At 48.6% G+C, this 18,168-nt stretch carries 12 protein-coding genes and 1 pseudogene; 9 read left to right on the forward strand and 4 right to left on the reverse strand.

The genetic code is table 11. The annotated features are described in order from the left end of the window. Positions 1–11 precede the first annotated feature (11 nt). From dnaN to ACJJI4_RS20735, 4 genes are all read left to right on the forward strand, one after another. A complete protein-coding gene (gene dnaN / locus ACJJI4_RS20720) occupies positions 12–1,118 on the forward strand; it encodes a DNA polymerase III subunit beta (protein WP_108731194.1) in 1,107 nt (368 codons plus the stop codon). 117 nt (positions 1,119–1,235) lie between these two features. After that, the gene (recF, locus tag ACJJI4_RS20725) at positions 1,236–2,342 is read left to right on the forward strand and encodes a DNA replication/repair protein RecF (RefSeq protein WP_444926319.1); all 1,107 of its coding nucleotides are present in this window, start codon (positions 1,236–1,238) and stop codon (positions 2,340–2,342) included. Between the two features lie 18 nt (positions 2,343–2,360). Further along, the gene (gene gyrB, locus ACJJI4_RS20730; protein ID WP_444926320.1) at positions 2,361–4,781 is read left to right on the forward strand and encodes a DNA topoisomerase (ATP-hydrolyzing) subunit B; all 2,421 of its coding nucleotides are present in this window, start codon (positions 2,361–2,363) and stop codon (positions 4,779–4,781) included. Positions 4,782–5,097: 316 nt separating this feature from the next. Further along, a complete protein-coding gene (locus tag ACJJI4_RS20735; protein ID WP_444926321.1) occupies positions 5,098–6,879 on the forward strand; it encodes a hypothetical protein in 1,782 nt (593 codons plus the stop codon). 251 nt (positions 6,880–7,130) lie between these two features. On the opposite strand, the gene ACJJI4_RS20740 is transcribed toward ACJJI4_RS20735, so the two are convergent. Continuing rightward, positions 7,131–8,024 (reverse strand): LysR family transcriptional regulator, encoded by an 894-nt coding sequence (locus ACJJI4_RS20740; protein WP_444926322.1) that lies wholly within the window; start codon positions 8,022–8,024, stop codon positions 7,131–7,133. Between the two features lie 96 nt (positions 8,025–8,120). On the opposite strand from ACJJI4_RS20740, the gene ACJJI4_RS20745 reads away from it, so the two are divergent. Next, entirely contained in the window at positions 8,121–8,627 is a 507-nt protein-coding gene (locus tag ACJJI4_RS20745) for an SRPBCC family protein (protein ID WP_282930559.1), read from the forward strand. Positions 8,628–8,849: 222 nt separating this feature from the next. On the opposite strand, the gene ACJJI4_RS20750 is transcribed toward ACJJI4_RS20745, so the two are convergent. Further along, positions 8,850–9,530 carry a phosphoadenosine phosphosulfate reductase domain-containing protein gene (locus tag ACJJI4_RS20750; protein ID WP_444911839.1) on the reverse strand — a complete coding sequence of 227 codons (681 nt, stop codon included), beginning with the start codon at positions 9,528–9,530 and terminating at the stop codon, positions 8,850–8,852. A 139-nt stretch (positions 9,531–9,669) separates the two neighbouring features. Then, entirely contained in the window at positions 9,670–10,116 is a 447-nt protein-coding gene (locus tag ACJJI4_RS20755; RefSeq protein WP_444926323.1) for a GNAT family N-acetyltransferase, read from the reverse strand. Positions 10,117–10,347: 231 nt separating this feature from the next. On the opposite strand from ACJJI4_RS20755, the gene ACJJI4_RS20760 reads away from it, so the two are divergent. After that, entirely contained in the window at positions 10,348–12,528 is a 2,181-nt protein-coding gene (locus ACJJI4_RS20760) for a TonB-dependent receptor family protein (protein ID WP_444926324.1), read from the forward strand. 71 nt (positions 12,529–12,599) lie between these two features. Here the strand turns inward: ACJJI4_RS20760 and ACJJI4_RS20765 are convergent, their stop codons facing one another. Then, positions 12,600–13,787, reverse strand: a complete 1,188-nt coding sequence (locus ACJJI4_RS20765) for a class I SAM-dependent rRNA methyltransferase (RefSeq protein WP_444895595.1) — start codon at positions 13,785–13,787, stop codon at positions 12,600–12,602. Positions 13,788–14,059: 272 nt separating this feature from the next. On the opposite strand from ACJJI4_RS20765, the gene ACJJI4_RS20770 reads away from it, so the two are divergent. The 3 genes and pseudogenes from ACJJI4_RS20770 (at position 14,060) to ACJJI4_RS20780 (ending at position 18,049) form a co-directional block, all read left to right on the forward strand. Beyond that, positions 14,060–15,055 carry a GlxA family transcriptional regulator gene (locus ACJJI4_RS20770; RefSeq protein WP_444926325.1) on the forward strand — a complete coding sequence of 332 codons (996 nt, stop codon included), beginning with the start codon at positions 14,060–14,062 and terminating at the stop codon, positions 15,053–15,055. A 483-nt stretch (positions 15,056–15,538) separates the two neighbouring features. Continuing rightward, positions 15,539–16,714, forward strand: a pseudogene (locus ACJJI4_RS20775) (serine hydrolase domain-containing protein). A 138-nt stretch (positions 16,715–16,852) separates the two neighbouring features. Further along, positions 16,853–18,049 (forward strand): serine hydrolase domain-containing protein, encoded by a 1,197-nt coding sequence (locus ACJJI4_RS20780; protein ID WP_444926326.1) that lies wholly within the window; start codon positions 16,853–16,855, stop codon positions 18,047–18,049. Positions 18,050–18,168 lie beyond the last annotated feature (119 nt).

An 18,168-nucleotide genomic window follows, 5' to 3' on the forward strand; every position in this document is an offset into this window, starting at 1 on the left:
CGAAACTACCGATGAAATTCAATGTGAGCCGGGACGCCCTTCTGAAGCCGTTACAACTGGTGGCCGGTGTTGTTGAGAAACGCCAAACACTGCCAGTCCTGGCCAATGTGTTGATGCAGTTACAGGGCCAGGAACTCTCCCTGACCGGTACTGACCTGGAAGTGGAAATTGTCGGCCGTCTCGGTGTAGACGGTGTAGAAATGGAGGGCGAGGTGACTGTTCCCGCACGCAAGCTGCTGGATATCTGTCGCTCTCTGCCCGATGGTGCTGAACTAAAGTTTGAGCGCGATGGCGAGCGCCTGATACTGCGCAGTGGCCGCAGCCGTTTTCAGCTGTCGACTCTGCCCGCAGCGGACTTCCCGAACCAGGAAGAGGCCAGTGCACAGACCCGTTTCGATATCTCCCAGCGCGAGATCCGCCGCCTGATAGAAGCCACCAGTTTTGCTATGGCTCAGCAGGATGTGCGCTATTACCTGAATGGTTTACTGCTAGAGTGTCGCCCGCAGCAGCTGCGCGCGGTTGCTACTGATGGCCACCGCTTGGCGCTTTGCGATCGCGATGCCCCCGGCCTGGATGTCGCCACGCCTATCCAGGCTATTGTGCCGCGCAAAGGCGTACTTGAGCTGGGTCGTTTGCTTGAAGACAGCGATGCACAGGCACAGGTAGTGCTGGGTAACAACCATATTCGTGTGGTTAGTGGTCAGTTTACTTTCACTTCTAAATTGGTAGACGGCAAATTCCCTGACTACGAGCGCGTGTTGCCGCGAGGCGCGGGCAATGTGGTCTATGCGGATCGCCAGGGGTTGCGCCAGGCCTTCTCCCGAGCGGCGATTCTCTCCAACGAGAAATACCGTGGGGTGCGCCTTCAGGTTTCTGAGGGGCTGCTGCAAATTGTTGCCAACAACCCGGAGCAGGAAGAGGCGGAAGAGCAGATGATGGTGGATTACGTAGGTGAGCCAATGGAGATTGGCTTTAACGTTTCCTATCTGCTGGACGTCACTGGTGCTATTCACAGTGACCAGATCCGTATCAGTTTGGCTGACGCCAATAGCAGCGCACTGCTGCAGCAACCTGAAGAAGGTGATGCACTGTACGTGATTATGCCTATGCGCCTGTAAGGCAGCCCACCCATTGCTCTTTTCTGAATGGATTGAGGCTACCTCCCCGCTCGGTGGGGTAGCCGATAAACAAAGCGATGCCTGTGCATCGCGCTCTTCACTCTGGGGGAGGTGTCTGTGGCGCTGACCCGTCTTCTCTTATCTAATTTTCGCAATATCTGCTCTGCCGATCTCAAGCTGGGTCCTGGCGTTAACGTGTTTTGTGGTGCGAATGGCAGTGGCAAGACTTCACTGCTAGAGGCGGTACATATGCTGGCAACCGGGCGCTCCTTTCGCTCTCGCCAGCATAAGTCGGTTATTCAGCATGATACTGATGGGCTTACGGTTTTTGCCCAGCTTGATACAGGTTTTAACTTGGGGGTAGAGCGCCTTGCAGATGGCTCCGGCCGAATCAGGGTTAACCAGGCTCCAGCGGAGTCCAGCTCACAGCTTGCTAGTTGCCTGCCACTTCAATTGATAAACAGTGAAAGTTTTTCCGCACTTGATGGTGGCCCCGGCGTTCGGCGTCGGTTGCTGGATTGGACAGTGTTCCACGTGGAACATTTATTTGCCCAGGAGTGGAAAAATTATCAAATCGCACTGCGGCAGCGAAATGCTCTCCTGCGTCGTGGTAAAATCGATGAGACCAGCATCGGCGTATGGGAAGAGCAGTTGGCCATTAGTGGCGAGCGTGTAAACGATCTGCGATTAGCTCAGTTTTCTCAATTGCAGTCTGCCGTTTCACAACTGCTTGGTGAGTTACCACAGAGCCTATTGAGCCGTGTCGATATGAGTTACCGTCGCGGTTGGCGTAAAGAAGTTGACCTGCGTAGCGCTCTATCTGAATCACGGGAATCAGATGTTTCACAAGGGCATACGCGTATTGGTCCCCATAGGGCGGATATTCGTTTTAGCGTAGCCGGTGAGTCGGCCCACAATATTCTATCTCGCGGCCAACAGAAGATGTTGGTGTGTGCAATGCGCACGGCAATGGCGGAGGTAGTCTGTAGGCAGGGAGATATGCCAGTATTCCTGGTAGATGACCTGCCGGCGGAGCTGGATGACAGTAACCAACAGATTTTTGCGCATTGGGTTGGGCGTTGTGCCAGCCAGGTGCTTGTAACCGGAATTGAGGAGGGCACTACAAGCCGCCCCTGGCGGCAACTAGATGCCCCTTGGAATTGCCCGAAAGTGTTCCACGTGGAACATGGGAAGATCAGTGCCGAAGCTTCGGCCGCACAATAAGTTTAATGGAGCGAATAAATGTCAGAGCAGCAAAGCTATGACTCAAGCAGTATCAAGGTATTAAAAGGCCTGGATGCGGTGCGCAAGCGCCCCGGAATGTATATTGGTGATACCGACGATGGCACCGGTCTGCACCACATGGTATTTGAGGTGGTCGACAACTCCATCGATGAAGCGCTGGCCGGCCACTGTGATGAGATCCGTGTAACCATCCACCCGGATGAGTCCATTTCCGTATCGGACAATGGCCGTGGTATCCCGACAGAGATTCACCCGGAAGAGGGGGTTTCTGCAGCAGAAGTGATTATGACCGTCCTTCACGCGGGCGGTAAATTTGATGACAACACCTACAAGGTCTCCGGCGGTCTGCACGGGGTAGGGGTATCGGTGGTAAACGCTCTGTCCAAGGAGCTGAAGCTGACTATCCGTCGCGGTGGCAAGATCCACGAGCAGACCTACCACCACGGTGTGCCCCAGGCACCCCTGGAAGTTGTGGGTGACAGCGATACCACCGGCACCACGGTGCACTTCAAACCCTCAGAGGACACCTTCAGCAATATCGAATTCCATTTCGATGTGCTGGCCAAGCGCCTGCGCGAGCTGTCCTTCCTGAACTCCGGTGTGCGTATCGTCCTGAAGGACGAGCGCAGTGGTAAGGAAGAGGTCTATGAATACGAAGGTGGTTTGAGTGCCTTTGTGGAATTCCTCAACCAGAACAAAACCCCGATTAACAAGGTTCTACACTTCCAGAGCCAGCGCGAAGACGGCATTGCAGTAGAGGTGGCATTACAGTGGAACGATAGCTTCCAGGAAAGCATCTTCTGCTACACCAACAATATTCCCCAGCGCGACGGCGGTACCCACCTGGCGGGCTTTCGTGCAGCCCTGACCCGTGGCCTGAACAGCTATATCGAGCGGGAAGGCCTGGGCAAGAAAGACAAGGTGAACACCACTGGCGATGATGCCAGGGAAGGTCTCACCGCGATTATCTCTGTGAAGGTTCCGGACCCGAAATTCTCCTCCCAGACCAAGGACAAGCTGGTTTCATCCGAAGTGAAACCCGCTGTAGAGCAGGAGATGGGCCACCACTTCACAGACTACCTGATGGAGAACCCACAGGAAGCCAAATCTGTCGTCACCAAGATGATCGACGCGGCCAAAGCCCGTGAGGCGGCCCGCAAGGCCCGCGAAATGACTCGCCGCAAGGGAGCGTTGGATATTGCCGGCCTGCCCGGGAAACTGGCGGACTGCCAGCAAAAAGACCCGGCACTATCTGAAATTTACCTGGTGGAGGGTGACTCCGCCGGTGGTTCAGCCAAGCAGGGCCGCGATCGCCGCACCCAGGCGATCCTACCGCTGAAGGGTAAGATCCTCAATGTGGAAAAAGCGCGCTTCGATAAGATGCTCTCCAGTGCCGAAGTGGGTACCCTGATTACCGCACTGGGCTGTGGCATCGGCAAGAGCGAGTTCAACCCGGATAAGCTGCGTTACCACAGCATTATCATCATGACCGATGCTGACGTGGATGGAGCCCATATCCGCACTCTGCTGCTCACCTTCTTCTTCCGCCAGATGCCGGAGCTGATCGAGCGGGGCCACATCTACATCGCTCAGCCGCCGCTGTATAAGATCTCCAAGGGCAAGCAGGAACAGTACCTGAAGGATGAGGGCGCACTGACCCAGTTCCTCACCAACGCAGCCCTGGAAGGCGCCACGCTGTTTGTGAACCCGGATGCCCCTGGGCTTTCTGGCGCCTCCCTGGAGAGCCTGGTAGGCGAGTACCGCAGCGTACTGGCGACTATCGACCGCCTGTCGCGTCTGTACCCTGAGGAAGTGCTGCGCAGCATGATCTACCTGCCCAGCTTGTCTCAGGAAGACCTGCAGTCTCAAGACAAAGTTGCTGCTTGGAGTGAGAAGCTCCAGGAGAAACTTGGTGACGAAGAGAGTGGCGGAACCCGTCGTCACGAAGTGACGGTTCAGGAGAATACCGAGCGCGGCCTATTCCTGCCCCATATCCATATCGTGGCCCACGGTGTAGGCAGTGACTACTTGATTAACCACGAGTTCTTCGATTCCGCTGAGTATGCGTCTATCTGCTCTCTGGGTGAGAAGATGGTGGGGCTATTGGAAGAGGGTGCCTTTATCCAGCGCGGCGAGAAGCAGCACCCTGTTGGCAGCTTCCCTGAAGTGATGGATTGGCTGATGGGTGAGAGCCGCAGAGGCTACGGTATCCAGCGCTATAAAGGACTGGGAGAAATGAACCCGGAGCAGCTTTGGGAAACCACCATGGACCCAGAGAGCCGCCGTATGCTGCAGGTAACCGTTGAAGATGCCATTGCCGCGGACCAAATCTTTACAACTCTGATGGGCGATCAGGTAGAGCCACGCCGTGACTTTATCGAGACCAACGCCTTGGCAGTAGAAAACCTCGACGTCTAATTGCCATTTTTCCGAAAATCCCACAGTAATTCCCCAAAAGGAGAATTACTGTGGATATTATTTTTTCGCTTAAAAATAACTTGCGATAAATTCGATTCTTTTTTTCTCCTCTTATCAAAAGCGTCACGCCGATCAGGTACATTCCCTTCCATTAAAGCCTGAAATTACTGACAAACGTTTAAAGTAAACAATTTAACTTTTAGTAAATTCTGGCCAAGCAATATTTTTTCTGCATTTTTAAAAAGTGAAAATTATAGGTATCCTTCCTACTTATTTATTTCTACGAACAAATAAAATTAAATGGACCATAAGACTTATGGGGAACCTCATCACCTCTATTCTCGGCGATGCTTGTCGTTTTATAGTTACTAGTGGTTTGATTGCTCTAGCTTTATACGGTTGCACAAGCACACAGAAATTAGTGAATTCCGAATGGTATGAAATCGAAACCGAGCATTTTCGAATCGTTACCAATGACAACCCCAAGCAAGTTGTAAAGCTGGCAATAGACCTAGAAAAATTTCGGATTTTCGCAAAACGATATATCAAGTATTCAGCGGATCAACAGAAGTTGACCATATATGCCCTGGATGATCGGCTCAGCTTTAAAGGAGTCAGCGGTAGTGAGTCGTCGAGAACAGTCATTGGACAATTCCATAATACTGCTTATGGGAGTTTTGCATTAATAAATCTAAGCGGAAATCGAGCCCTTCCTGACAATCCGGCCCGCCAGACATTGTTTCATGAATATACGCATTTTTTAACCTACAGCGGAAGCCAGCACCTCTACCCCTACTGGTATAGTGAAGGTATTGCCGAGGTATTTTCCACTGTAGATTTTGATGAAAATAAAGTGCACAGTTTTGGAAAAATGCCATTTGATCGAGCGATCAGTCTGAATCGAGAGAGAGAGTTGCCACTAGATAAGCTTCTTTCGGCTGCTCCTGGCTCACTGACCATGAGAGATACTAGGGCACTTTACGCTAATGGTTGGATGTTAGCTCACTGGATGATTTTCGATACGGAGAGAAAGAAAGCCTTAGATGAGTATTTAGAGGCTTACAATGCTGGTAGTGACCCAATTACGAGCCTACCTGAAGCCCTGGGGATGACCTTTGAAGAGCTCAATGAGCAGTATATTAATCTGCCGAAAAGTAACTTCGGTTTTTACGAGGAAAATTTTTCTGATAATGGTGTAACTAAGTCCCCCTCCGTTAAGTTGATGGACCGTCGTACCGCAGTTGCAGAACTGGCCCACTTTATGGCAATTTCAGAGCAGGGCTCCGAAGCACTAGAGAACTACATTGCCTATGCAAATAAAAAACAGGCCTCTAGCTCATTGCTAAATTCAGCACTGGCCATTGCTCTGACCGGTGAAGGCAATTATTCCCGCGCTGAGGAAATATTGAACTCTATTCCGGCGAAGTACCACGGAGAAATTTGGTATCTTGAAGCCCGGGCAAAAAATGATTTATCGGCAGCCTTGGCGGAGGTGGGGTTCCCCGAACCTAGAAAGATGAAACGTATTCGGGATAAATATATTCAATTAATTAATGCCAATGGGCAAGTACCTGCGTACTGGCATGAACTGGCGATCACAATGCAAGTTTTGGGGTATCCCCGCCAGAAGTATACGGAAATGTTGGAGCAGGCGTATCTACGCGCACCGAGAGAAACAGGAATTGCTTGGTGGTATGCGCTGGAGCTATACCTAGATCGAGATAGAGGTTTCTTCACAAAAGTCTCCCAACCGCTATTTATGCAAATTGCAGAAGAAGACTCGCGAGCGCAGTTGCAGTCGATGCTGGATGAGTTGGAGGAGGAAGAGGGATTGGAGTTCGAGCCTGAGATCAGTGGTTTGGGCCAACTAATGTCAACTTACAGGAAGTACTCAGGAAACAAGGCCCTGGCAATGGCTGTGGACTATCGTGGCGCATTTGTGGCCGGTTTTAACGAAGATGGTGGAAGCACCCAAGCTGAGGCGAGTCAAAGCGCTCTTCAGGCTTGTGAGGAACAGCGAAAGCAGTACCAGATAAGGGATCGCTGTGAACTCTACGCGGAAGGTGAAGTATTGGTGAATTCAACTACGAGGATGTAATTATCCAGTGGGCGTTAGGTAAGGCGCAAAGTAGGCTGTAATAGAGCTTGCTTTGCGACAATATTAAGCTTGGTGATGAGAGTGGATGAGCCGATTACCCCATTACCAAGTATCCACTCTGACAATCAGCTCCCAGAAAATTGGGTATTGGTCGGCAAAAATTATGGCCAAAAAGCGTGTAAATCAGTATTGAGTTATCACTAAAGCCACAATACATCCCATCACTTTTAGAAAAATATCAGTCGATGCAGTTAAGCCTTGCCTATTAACTTATCATTCAGGCGGCTAAACAACTTCACGATAAACTCCCTAAAAACCTTAAAACGCATAACATTGCGGTGCTCTGGGTTGGAGACTAGCCACAGTTCATGCAGGCTGGATGGAGCTGCCCCAGGGACCCGAACGACTCCTTCAGCACCATCTGCAAGAAAGCAGGGCAGCCTGGCCAGCCCCAGTCCACTCTTAACTGCCTCTAGCTGTATCAAACCGTGATTAATCTGGTGCTGATAAGGCATCTGTGGATAGGGCGTGTCTTTGGCCCAATTCAATGTGGCGTCATCGCCACTCCAGCCGAGCCAGTGGCCATCGTCAGGTACAGATTTCTCGATATACCTCGGAGAACCGTAACAGCAACTGGGTAGGTCGGCGAGCTTGCGAGCAACAAGTCGATCCGAAACATCGACGTCGCCTTTGGGGAGAATACGAAGTGCTATGTCGGCTTGGTGACTTTCCAAATTGAGAACGTGGCTAGTAACCAGTAGCTGTACGTTGATCTCTGGATACGTACGTGAGAAGTCATTTAGGTAGGGGATAATTAAGTGCGATGCGACTACATCCGGCATAGTGATGCGAACTTCCCCGGACAGCTGGTTACTCCCCCCCTGTAAATGCTTCTGCGCGGCATTTAGATACTGCTCTGCCGATTGGGCGTAGTCGAGCATCGCCTTGCCATCCTCCGTCAGCTGATAGCCTTTGGAGCTGCGATAAAACAGCTTGGCCTGGAGTTTTTCCTCCAGGGCATCAATACGGCGAGAAACTGTGGAATGGCTGACTTTAAAGTCGTCAGCAACGCTGCGAGCGCTCTTACTCCTGGCTACCGCGATAAAGAACTGGATATCTCCCCAATCGATGGACTCTTTATGCAACACACTGTCCTATTTTGCTGTATTCCGTTGCATATAGTGTCCAGTTAATCTGTCTCCCGTCAATAGCACTCCGTAGAGAAACCCAGGAGATCAGAGATGAAAGAAGCCCAAGTAAACCGAGAAATCGCAATTAACCGCCCAATTGATGAGGTCTGGAAAGTCCTCGCCGTTGATTTTGATACAGCTTACGAGTGGATGACGTTAATCCCTCACTCCTTCGCTAAGGAGGGAAAACCTGTTGAAAATGCGAGTGTAGAAGGCCGGGTTTGTGTCCTGACAAATAAGGGACCGTCGGGTCTTGTCGCAGATGAAACTATTACAAGGTTTGATGAGAAAAACTATGAACTGGATGTCTCGGTTGAAACCAAAAATACGCCACCGGGATTCCCCGTTAAAAAGAGTTTATCTCAATTTAAATTAAGCCCCTCTGTTGGTGGAGGCACAACAGTGAATTTCACTGCAAATATGGAGTTAAATGCTCTAGGAGGCGTGTTGAGTCCTGTGGTGAAGAAGATGACCGGCTCTCAATTTGAGCAAATGCTGAAGGACCTGAAAATTTATATGGAAAAAGGAGGTCATCTTGCAAAAGGGGCAGTTGCCTAGCCTATCGCATGATAAGTAATTTAAGGACTCTTCTGGATTTACGCGGAAGTAAATAGAAGAGTTTCCTTTTTGAAAAAAATACAGCGAGTCGAGGCTCGCCTTTTGTAATAGATTTTTTTATTCGGTAAATACGCAAAAAGTATTTACTTTATAAACGGCTGGGATAGAAGGCCTTGTTAAAGAGATAGGCGAAGTACGCTAGTCCTCGCCGAGTAGTCCATTCTATTTTTCCAACAGCAATCCGCACTCCCGGTGCTCCTCACCTTTAGTTGGATCAAAATAAATATCGTTATCGGGAAGATCATTCTCGTAAACATACTCTTCCACATCGATTTCCTTCAGGTGGAACATCGGTGCCACCCGAATAGTTCCGTGGTTGCCCTGGGTGAAAATATCCAGGTTTTTGCGGTGCGAGTTCTGGTCGTGGCGGATACCGTTTAGCCATACATCCGGCTGCAATTCCTGCATAGCGCGGTTAAACGGCTCCAATTTAACGGTCCTGGAGAAGAAGTCATGCTCAGGGGTATCCAGTTGCGGGATTCCCCCGTACACAGCGTTGTAGTGGGCCGCGGACATCTTCGGTGAATAGGTGCGCAGGTTCAAATCGAGAGATTTGACCACGTTTTCGATATGGCGATAGGTTTCCGGGGTGTTATATCCATGATCCACCCAAATTACCGGGATATCCGGTTTGGCGCGGGTAACCAAGTGGAGAAAAGCTATCGCCAATGGGCGGAAATTAGTAAAAACCACCGGGTTCTGAGCGTGTTCCATTGTGAACTGCATAATTTCGCTTGGCTTGGCGCCAGCGAAACGCAGGTTCATGGACTCCAGGTCCGCATCGTGATGAAAGGTGCGTTCTGGAATAGGCTGTAAAGTTTGGCTGGAAGCGTTGCGTCCCATAAAAATTCAGCGCTCAGGAAAATTATGATGGGAGGCATGCTACCCGGTTCAAGAGTCGCGTAGAAACAATAAAAAGAAGTGATTCAATAAGCTTCAGTTATAAGGGAAAGACTATTCAATGGGCATAGTGCGGCAAATTTTATCTTGCAGATGCCCTGGGGCACTGCATGGAGATTGAATGCTGGCCATACTCCACGTTATAGCTGCGCTCCACCTCCACAAAACCATGCTTTTGTAGAAAGTATCGAGTGCGAAGATTCTCACGAAGTACTTCAGCTCTTAGTGGGTAACGCCGGTCACGAATTGAAGAAATGAGGTTAGTGCCGATTCCACAACCGCTAAATAAAGGACTGACACAGAGGTGGGTGACGGTACCGTCACCAAGCAGCGTGATAAAGGCTTCCGCGACAGCATTGTTGCGATCGGTATAAACCAGGCATTGAGTGGCATTACGGCAGTCTCTACGAAATTGAGCTATACGGTCCACCCAAAACTGGCGGGGTATGGAGGGGTGGGAGTTCGCTGATGCATGTAGCCAAAGTTGCTCCAGCCTGTCCAGCTCTTTGAGTTTTGCCTTTCTAATCATGGGCACACCCGAAGCGGATACGTGAGCCCAATGCTAGTCAGATCGAAGAGTAGATCCTAGAAAACATCTGCTTATAAGCAAAACCTTAAAGTTGCAGGCACACCAGCGAAGTTCGTGACGCTAAACAGCAAAAAGAAGAGTGTAAATAAAGTGTAATGGGAATGTTAAAATACAATCATTCGTATTTATAAAAACAATGACTCAAGGTTACTAATAATCCTTGGAGGGTTCATGAAGCACATTCCATTTACACCCCTGGCCTTTACGATAGCCACTCTTATTACTGCGCCGACCTTAGCCGAACAACAGCTGGAGAGCGTAACAGTAATCGGCGACTCCTCATCTATTTCCAAGTTGCCTGGCTCTGCACACTTGGTTGATGCTGATGAGTTAGCCGAGTTCGAGTTTGTAGATATCAATCGCATGATGCGCTCAGTTCCTGGGGTCTACATTCTTGAAGAAGATGGCTACGGATTGCGTCCGAATATCGGGATTCGCGGTGCCCAAGGGGGACGCTCCGCCAAAATTTCCTTGATGGAAGATGGAGTGTTAGTGGCTCCGGCTCCTTACTCTGCACCAGAAGCTTATTATTTCCCCAGTGCGGGCCGCATGAATGCAATTGAGGTGTTGAAAGGCCCCGGATCTCTGCAATATGGCCCATTCACCGTGGGTGGTGCAGTCAATATGTTGAGCACACCTATTCCCACTGCCAGTGAAGGTATGGTGCAACTAGAGGCCGGAGAGTTCGGTGAGACCCGTTTGCATGCTCATTATGGCGCCAGTACAGAAAATACTGGCTGGTTGTTGGAAACACAGCAGCAGTATGCAGATGGATTCAGAGAAATCGATAGTGCCGGCAGCGCAGATACTGCTAAAGAAGACTATCTACTAAAGGGTCGTATCAGTTCTGATAGAGACGCAACTTATCGCCAGCAGTTGGATATCAAGCTTCAGTACTCCGAAGAGGAGTCTGGCATGAGTTATCTGGGCCTAACGGATGCCGACTTTAAGAAAGATCCGAACCGTCGATACGGTATCAGCGCCCTGGATGAAATGCAGAATCGCCACAGCACTATCCAGCTGAACCACAGTATCGAACTGAGTGACAGTTTTACCCTGCATACCCAGGCTTACTACAACAAGTTTAAACGCGACTGGTTTAAGGTCAGCGAGGGTGACTTGATAGATGCTGTTAATACCGGCGGCAGTGTTGATGGAGTTTTAGACCCTCAAGCGGTTTTGGATGGCACTGAAGATTACACCTTCGGTGTTAAGCATAACAATCGTGAGTACGAGGCTAAGGGCCTGCAGATAAGTGCCGATTGGCGCTTTAATACTGCTTCTGTTAGTCATGAGCTGTCCTTTGGAGTGCGCCAGCATCAAGACGAAGTGGATAGATTCCAGCCTGTGGAAAACTATGAGCAGGTTGATGGCAAATTGGTGTATCTGAGCACAGATATTCCCGATACCGCTGAAGAAAGCAGCAATAACCGTGTTGAAGACGCGGATGCAACTTCGTTCTTTATCTACGACGATATCCAGCTGAACGATAAGCTGACTCTCACTGCTGTTCTTCGCTACGAGGATATAGAGACCGAGCAGCAGCGTTATAACGACGCTGAGCGTACAGAGAAGGGCAGCTATCGCTCCAATCAGGTGGATGAATGGCTGCCAGGCTTGGGACTTGTTTACCAGGCAAGCGAACAGTGGAGCCTGCTGGCAGGTGTGCACCGTGGCTTCGCCCCTCCCGGCGCAGGTGCAGCCGATGGCCAGGGGCCGGAGTTATCCACAAACTATGAATGGGGTGCTCGCTTCGATAACGGAAGCCTGAATGCTGAATTGATCGCCTTCTACAGTGACTATGAAAATGCTGTGCAAAACTGCTCGGTGGCGGTGAAATGTCCCAATGGTGCCGAGAGTGGTACCTACCAGTTGGGTGAAGCAGAAATCAAAGGGCTGGAAGCTACGTTTGGAAGTGAGTGGGTGCTCACAAACGGTTGGATACTACCGGTGCGGGCAACCTATACCTTTACTGATGCAGAAATCAGTGAAGATAGTGATGGTAATGACCTGCTTGCCGGCGACAACCTCGAATACCTCCCAGAAAATGTCTTTGCGATATCTGCGGGTCTGGATAGCGGCGCTGCTTGGCGTTTGAACCTGACTGCAGCCTATCAGGACGAGATGTGTGTTAATACCCAATGCAACCGGGGAGATACCGACCAATTTGATTATACCGAGTCACTTTGGGTTGTAGATGCTGCTGCGCATTATGATTTCATGGCTGACCTGACCGGTTACCTGAAAGTGGATAATCTGTTGGATGAGCAGGTTATTATTAGTCGCAGTCCAGATGGCGCCCGTGCAAACAGACCCCGCACTGCCACTTTAGGCATGAAGTATGTCTTTTGACCTGAAGTAGGCTCATCGATCTGAGAACAAGGCCCTGGTCATTACCGGGGCCTTGTGGGGTTCATGAGCACCTACTTATTGGTGTTTCCCCCGAGATGTACAAAATGAGCTTTTAGGTAGTTGGTTTCCGGAATTGCTGGATGCACAGGGTGATCAGCCCCTTGACCACCACTGGCCAGAATTGAGGCTGGGCGCCCCAAGCGGTGAGCGGCGCCACGGATACAGTCGAGAAGCTCATCAGATTGCAGATGCATAGAGCAGGAAGCGCTTACTAACAGCCCATCCTTCGCCAACAAACGCATTGCGAGTTCATTGATATGGCGATAGGCCGCCAAGCCGGCTTTATGATCTTTCCTCCGCTTAATAAAAGCGGGTGGGTCGAGCACAATCGCATCAAACCTCTCCCCCTCTGCGACCAACCCTTTGAGGACATCCAGTGCTTTACCCTGGATGGTTTTGAGCTTGTCGGCGAATCCATTGTGATCCGCATTGAGCAAACACCAGTCCAAGGCCTGCTGAGAGGCGTCTACGCACACTACCTCTGCCGCACCATTGGCCAGTGCCTGAATACCCCAACCGCCCGCGTAGGAAAACAGATCTAATACTTTTTTGCCGTTGACCCAGCGATTCAACAGCCTGCGGTTTTCCCGGTGATCGTAAAACCAACCGGTTTTCTGCCCCTGGTGTACCGGGGCCAGAAGTGGAACGCCGTTCTCCTCGAACGGGACCATCTCGGGTACATCTCCAAAGGCTACGGTGTGTACCAGCGGCATATCTTCAACTGCGCGACCCTGATGATCATTGCGCAGCAGGATGCCTTTGGGGTTAACCATCTCCACCAACTTATCCACAATCGTTTGTTGGTAGCGCTCCATTCCCCAATTGCTGACCTGGACTACTAAATAATCCCCAAACCTATCCACTACCAAGCCCGGAAGCCAGTCAGAGTCCCCGTATACCATCCGGTAGCTGGGGTGGGAAAAGTACCGTTGGCGCTGTTCAAATGCAGTTTGTATGCGCTCACAAACAGTATCTGTGGAAAAGTCAGAATTACGGCTGACTATTCGTCCACAAATAAGTTGGCTCGGATTTACAAAGGCTGTGCCGAGCAGCTTGCCCTGGCTATCGTGAACTTGGCACTGACTACCCGCATCAATTCCCTTTAATGGAGAGCGCTTAGTGTCCACCTCATTGCTGTAAATCCATAGGTGGCCACGCTTGAGTCGGCGCTCTGCGCCTCGATTCAGTATTAACTCCACCAAAAGGGGATCTCCGTTGATGTGTACAAATTAGGGGCCAATTGTGCGGACAGCTAAGTGAAGGTCAAGCCTCAAGCTGATGTATGGCTCGTTCGGAGCTTTAAGAACCAATAGTCACCCGAGGGTTACTCATATCCGTCAAAGTTTATACGTCAGTACCGGAGAAAATGACTATCAATTTGGGGTAACAGGGTGTCTAAGCTGGTTATAACTGGCAGAATCTGGCGCCTGTAAATCATTCTTATCCCCAGCCGTTGTGGAAAACTGCCGAGATGAATAAGCACCAACAAACACAAAATGGAGCTAGGAAAGTCGCCATGGTGGTCTGCCCGGGTGCAACTAGCCTGGATATCACAGGTCCCCTAGAGGTTTTTGCCTTGGCAAATGATCAGTTGCGCAAACAAGGGCGTTCCAACCAGGATTTCTATGATATTCAGTTGGTGGGACTTGAGTCTGGTCCGGTTACGACTTCGACAGGGGTTAAGGTTTTTATAGACCTCCCGTTTCATGAAGCTGAGGGGATTCATACCCTGTTAGTGAGCGGCATGCCACCGGACTCCTGTCAGCGAGCTTGTGCCAATAGTTCTGTTCTGGAGTGGCTGGCTGAGCAGCAGAAAAAGGTTGCTCGTATTGGTTCAATCTGTAGTGGGGCCTTGATGCTCGCCAACGCAGGCATTCTCAATGGGCGGCGTGCTACGACGCATTGGGCGGATGTTCCTGAGTTGCAGGGATTCTCCCAGGTAGAAGTGGATCCGGATGCCATCTTTGTCCGCGACGGTAATGTTTATACGTCGGCCGGAATTACTGCTGGAATTGATTTGGCTCTATCGATGATTGAGGAGGACCATGGGAGGGGCTTGGCACTCAACCTGGCTCGAATTCTTGTTCTCTACTTAAAGAGAGATGGGGGACAGCAGCAATTTAGTGTGCGACTGGAAAATCAGATAAACAGCGATCGTTTTGCAACTTTGATTGAATGGATGTACCAGAATATTAAGAAACCTATAACAGTGGAGAGGCTGGCTCAGGAAGCGGCTATGAGCCCACGGAATTTTGCCCGAAGCTTTGTGCGAGAGCTTGGTGTAACGCCTGCTCGTTTTCTAGAGCAAATAAGAGTGGAACGAGCTTGCCAATTATTTTCCGAACAAAATCAGTCACAGGATAAAGTGGCAAAACTCTGTGGGTTTCAATCCCAAGAGCAATTGAGAAGAGCCTTTAAAAAGCACAAGGGTATTTTGCCGAGTGAATATCGAAAGCGTTTTCACTAAAAATATAGTTATTAATTACTTGCAGACAATTGTAAATATTTAATTTGGGAGATTTATATTTAGCCTAGTTAAAAAGTAAATGATTCTTTAAATCTCTCCCAAACGGAATTTTTAATAATTGTTTATTGAAGGTCAGTTTTCAACTTTAGAGAAAATTTACTGAGTTGGAGGTAAACCTATGAATACCCTAATGGCGCTAGAGTTTATTAGTTTGCCAATGAAATACTTCTTTATGGAAAAATCTAAAAATAAATTTCGATATTGTTCACCGCTTAGGAAACATGGGAATAGAATAAAATTTGAGACCTAGGGCCGACCTAAAATCGTGTCGGAATTGGTCGTAAATGTGTCCCCTGCGACACTTTTAATTGTGTCAAGCTTGCTTCTAAATCGGGCAACAGACCTAAAGCTTAATTCGGAGGGGGTATGAGACGTAAGCTCATATTGATGAGCGTGGCCACACTTCTGTGTGGTTTTACTTATATGTTGTGGCCAGTTTATCAATTCTATGCCTGGTCACTAAATGCAGTGCCGTTAAGTCCATTGGGGTGGCAGGCTCTACCTACAAAAGCGCCGTCCACGCAAGAACTTTCCGATATTGGATTGCAGCTTGCCGCAGGGCAATCGCTTAAAGCAATTGAAAATCATCGTGAGAAAATCGGTGCTCCGGCAATTTCTGCGGCAGTATCTGCTTGTGGTGCAGTAGTTTGGGCTGGGGCTGCCGGCTGGGCTGATTTAGAGGAGCAAGTACCTGTTTCTACAGAGACACGCTTTCGTATTGGTAGCACCTCTAAGGCTTTAACAGGAACTGCATTGGCGCGTTTGGTACAGAGGGGGGCTATTGATCTGGATAAACCTATCTCAAATTATCTGGAACCCTTACCAAACCCCGAATGGGCATCAATGACCCCGCGCCAATTGGCTTCCCATATGTCTGGCTTGCCACATTATAAAGAGAACTCTGATTGGCTTGGTTTGTATCAAACTCTGGCACTGGATATTCACTAAGAGGATATGTATCGGGCTCTGAGAATTTTTGATGCTAGTGAATTACTTTTCGAACCGGGTACCGTTTTGGCTGGTGCTGAGGACAAACCTTATCTGGAAGTGATGCATGATGAGGTATTTACGCTTAGCGGAATGAACAGCACAGAAGTATCGCCACTGAATGGTGATATAGAACGTAATATTGCTCGCTTCTACAAAAGTAATGGCTTGTCTGGCAGTGCCCTTCGCCTGCGGGAATGGCGTCCAGTGGATTTAAGCCATCGCCTGCCGGGGGGAGGCTTTATTTCCACACCCAGTGACTTGGTGAGACTGGGTGCTCAGTTCCTGAAAGCTGAATATTTATCCCCTGAAGTCCGTGAGATTTTTTGGACGCCACAAAAAGTGGTCAGCGGTGAAGTGAATGAACAAAACTATGCTTTGGGTTGGCGAGTGACTCAAGTAGAAATCCCTGAGGTAGGATTGGCGAGAGTGGCCAATCACGGCGGAGTGAGTCGTGGCAGTCAGAGTTGGTTAATGATATTACCGGAGTATCAGCTTTCTGTTGCTGTGAATATCAATCGGAAGACAAAAACTTTTTGGGACTTTGGTCGAGTATCCATAGACATAGCGCGCGCTTTTATTCATCAGCAGAATAAACTCAATTGCATATAAATAATCGAATAAATTTCGGTTGACTTTGGTTAGATGGTAAAAAATTCCAACAGGAAAATAATAGTTTTGCATCCATTAGTGTATCTCAGTTCGTCATAGCTCTGATTCACTAAGTTAAAATAACATTTTTGGAAAAATATGAAAAACTGGATTATTTTCATGGTTGTTTTTCTTGCCTTTCCTGCTGTAGCCCAAGATGAATGTAGAAATAATCAGATCTATAGAGTGGATGGGACAACTCTTACCGGTAAAGACTTATGTAATGAAGTTTCTTATCTCATTAATAAATATAATGTTTCTGGTTTGACCATAACCATTTTTAACAAGGAAAAACCTGTATTCTCAAAGGCTTTTGGTTACTCTGATTTAAAAAGAAAGATACCCCTTGGCATAGATACAGAAGTTTATGGTGCCTCCCTGAGTAAAGCTGTATTTTCTGTATTAGTAATGAAACTAGTAGATGAAAATATTTTAGATCTAGATAAAACTTTACAAAGCTATCTTGACGAACCCTTATGGAGAAGCCCTGGGAAATATTGGCACCAAGATTTTAGTGATCTCCGTTATGATCCTCGCTATAGGGATATAACTGCTCGTATGAGCCTTTCGCACACTACTGGTCTACCGAACTGGCGATGGTTAGAAGTGAATGATAAGTTAAGATTGCATTCTGAACCTGGTAAAAACTACAGTTACTCTGGTGAGGGCATGGTACTGCTTCAAGCTGTAATAGAAAAAATTACCGGGCAAACTCTGGAAGTGTTAGCCAAAAAATATGTATTCAATCCCTATGGAATGAAAGATTCAAGTTATCAATGGCAGACGAGTTTTGAGAGCAATTACGCACTAGGGCATCGCAGTGACGGCAGTGCCTACCCCAGAGATAAAGATAATATGCCAAGAGCACCTAGTACATTGGAGACTTCTACAAGGGATTATACTAATTTTCTGAAGCATGTTTTATCAAGACAAGGTCTAAGTGATCAATCTTTGACGGAGATGTTCTCTCCACAGATTCGAATTCGAACCAAAACACAATTTGGTCCCGGAGCCAGAGAAATTACAAGTGCTTATGATTCTATTCAGTTGAGCTACGGATTGGGATGGGGGCTATTTAATACTGAATATGGTTGGGCCGCATTTAAAGAGGGCCATGGTGATGGATTTCAGCATTATTCAATTATTTACCCTGATACGGGAATGGGACTGTTACTAATCAGTAATAGTGATAATGCTGAAAATATATTTGCACAACTGATTGCTCTGACAATTGCGGAATACAATGTTCCATTTCAATGGGAAGGGTATAAAACTCTCAATAATGAAAATAGCTAGGCACTTTTAATTTTAGAGCAGCAAAGTCAGATTTTGGGGAATGTAAATAGAGGTTTATGAGATAAAACTGAACCCGGCCAAATTTGCCAATTTGGCCGGGGTGCAAAAAGGTAGGTCCG

The sequence above is a fragment of the Microbulbifer maximicatervae (SeqCode) genome, from assembly GCF_052467305.1.

Excerpts from the sequence above, each read along its gene's own strand:
- ACJJI4_RS20735 (WP_444926321.1), top strand. The coding sequence starts at position 5,098 with ATGGGGAACCTCATCACCTCTATTCTCGGCGATGCTTGTCGTTTTATA.
- ACJJI4_RS20770 (WP_444926325.1), top strand. The coding sequence starts at position 14,060 with ATGAATAAGCACCAACAAACACAAAATGGAGCTAGGAAAGTCGCCATG.
- dnaN (WP_108731194.1), top strand. The coding sequence starts at position 12 with ATGAAATTCAATGTGAGCCGGGACGCCCTTCTGAAGCCGTTACAACTG.
- ACJJI4_RS20750 (WP_444911839.1), bottom strand. The coding sequence starts at position 9,530 with ATGGGACGCAACGCTTCCAGCCAAACTTTACAGCCTATTCCAGAACGC.
- ACJJI4_RS20745 (WP_282930559.1), top strand. The coding sequence starts at position 8,121 with ATGAAAGAAGCCCAAGTAAACCGAGAAATCGCAATTAACCGCCCAATT.
- gyrB (WP_444926320.1), top strand. The coding sequence starts at position 2,361 with ATGTCAGAGCAGCAAAGCTATGACTCAAGCAGTATCAAGGTATTAAAA.
- ACJJI4_RS20755 (WP_444926323.1), bottom strand. The coding sequence starts at position 10,116 with ATGATTAGAAAGGCAAAACTCAAAGAGCTGGACAGGCTGGAGCAACTT.
- ACJJI4_RS20780 (WP_444926326.1), top strand. The coding sequence starts at position 16,853 with ATGAAAAACTGGATTATTTTCATGGTTGTTTTTCTTGCCTTTCCTGCT.
- ACJJI4_RS20760 (WP_444926324.1), top strand. The coding sequence starts at position 10,348 with ATGAAGCACATTCCATTTACACCCCTGGCCTTTACGATAGCCACTCTT.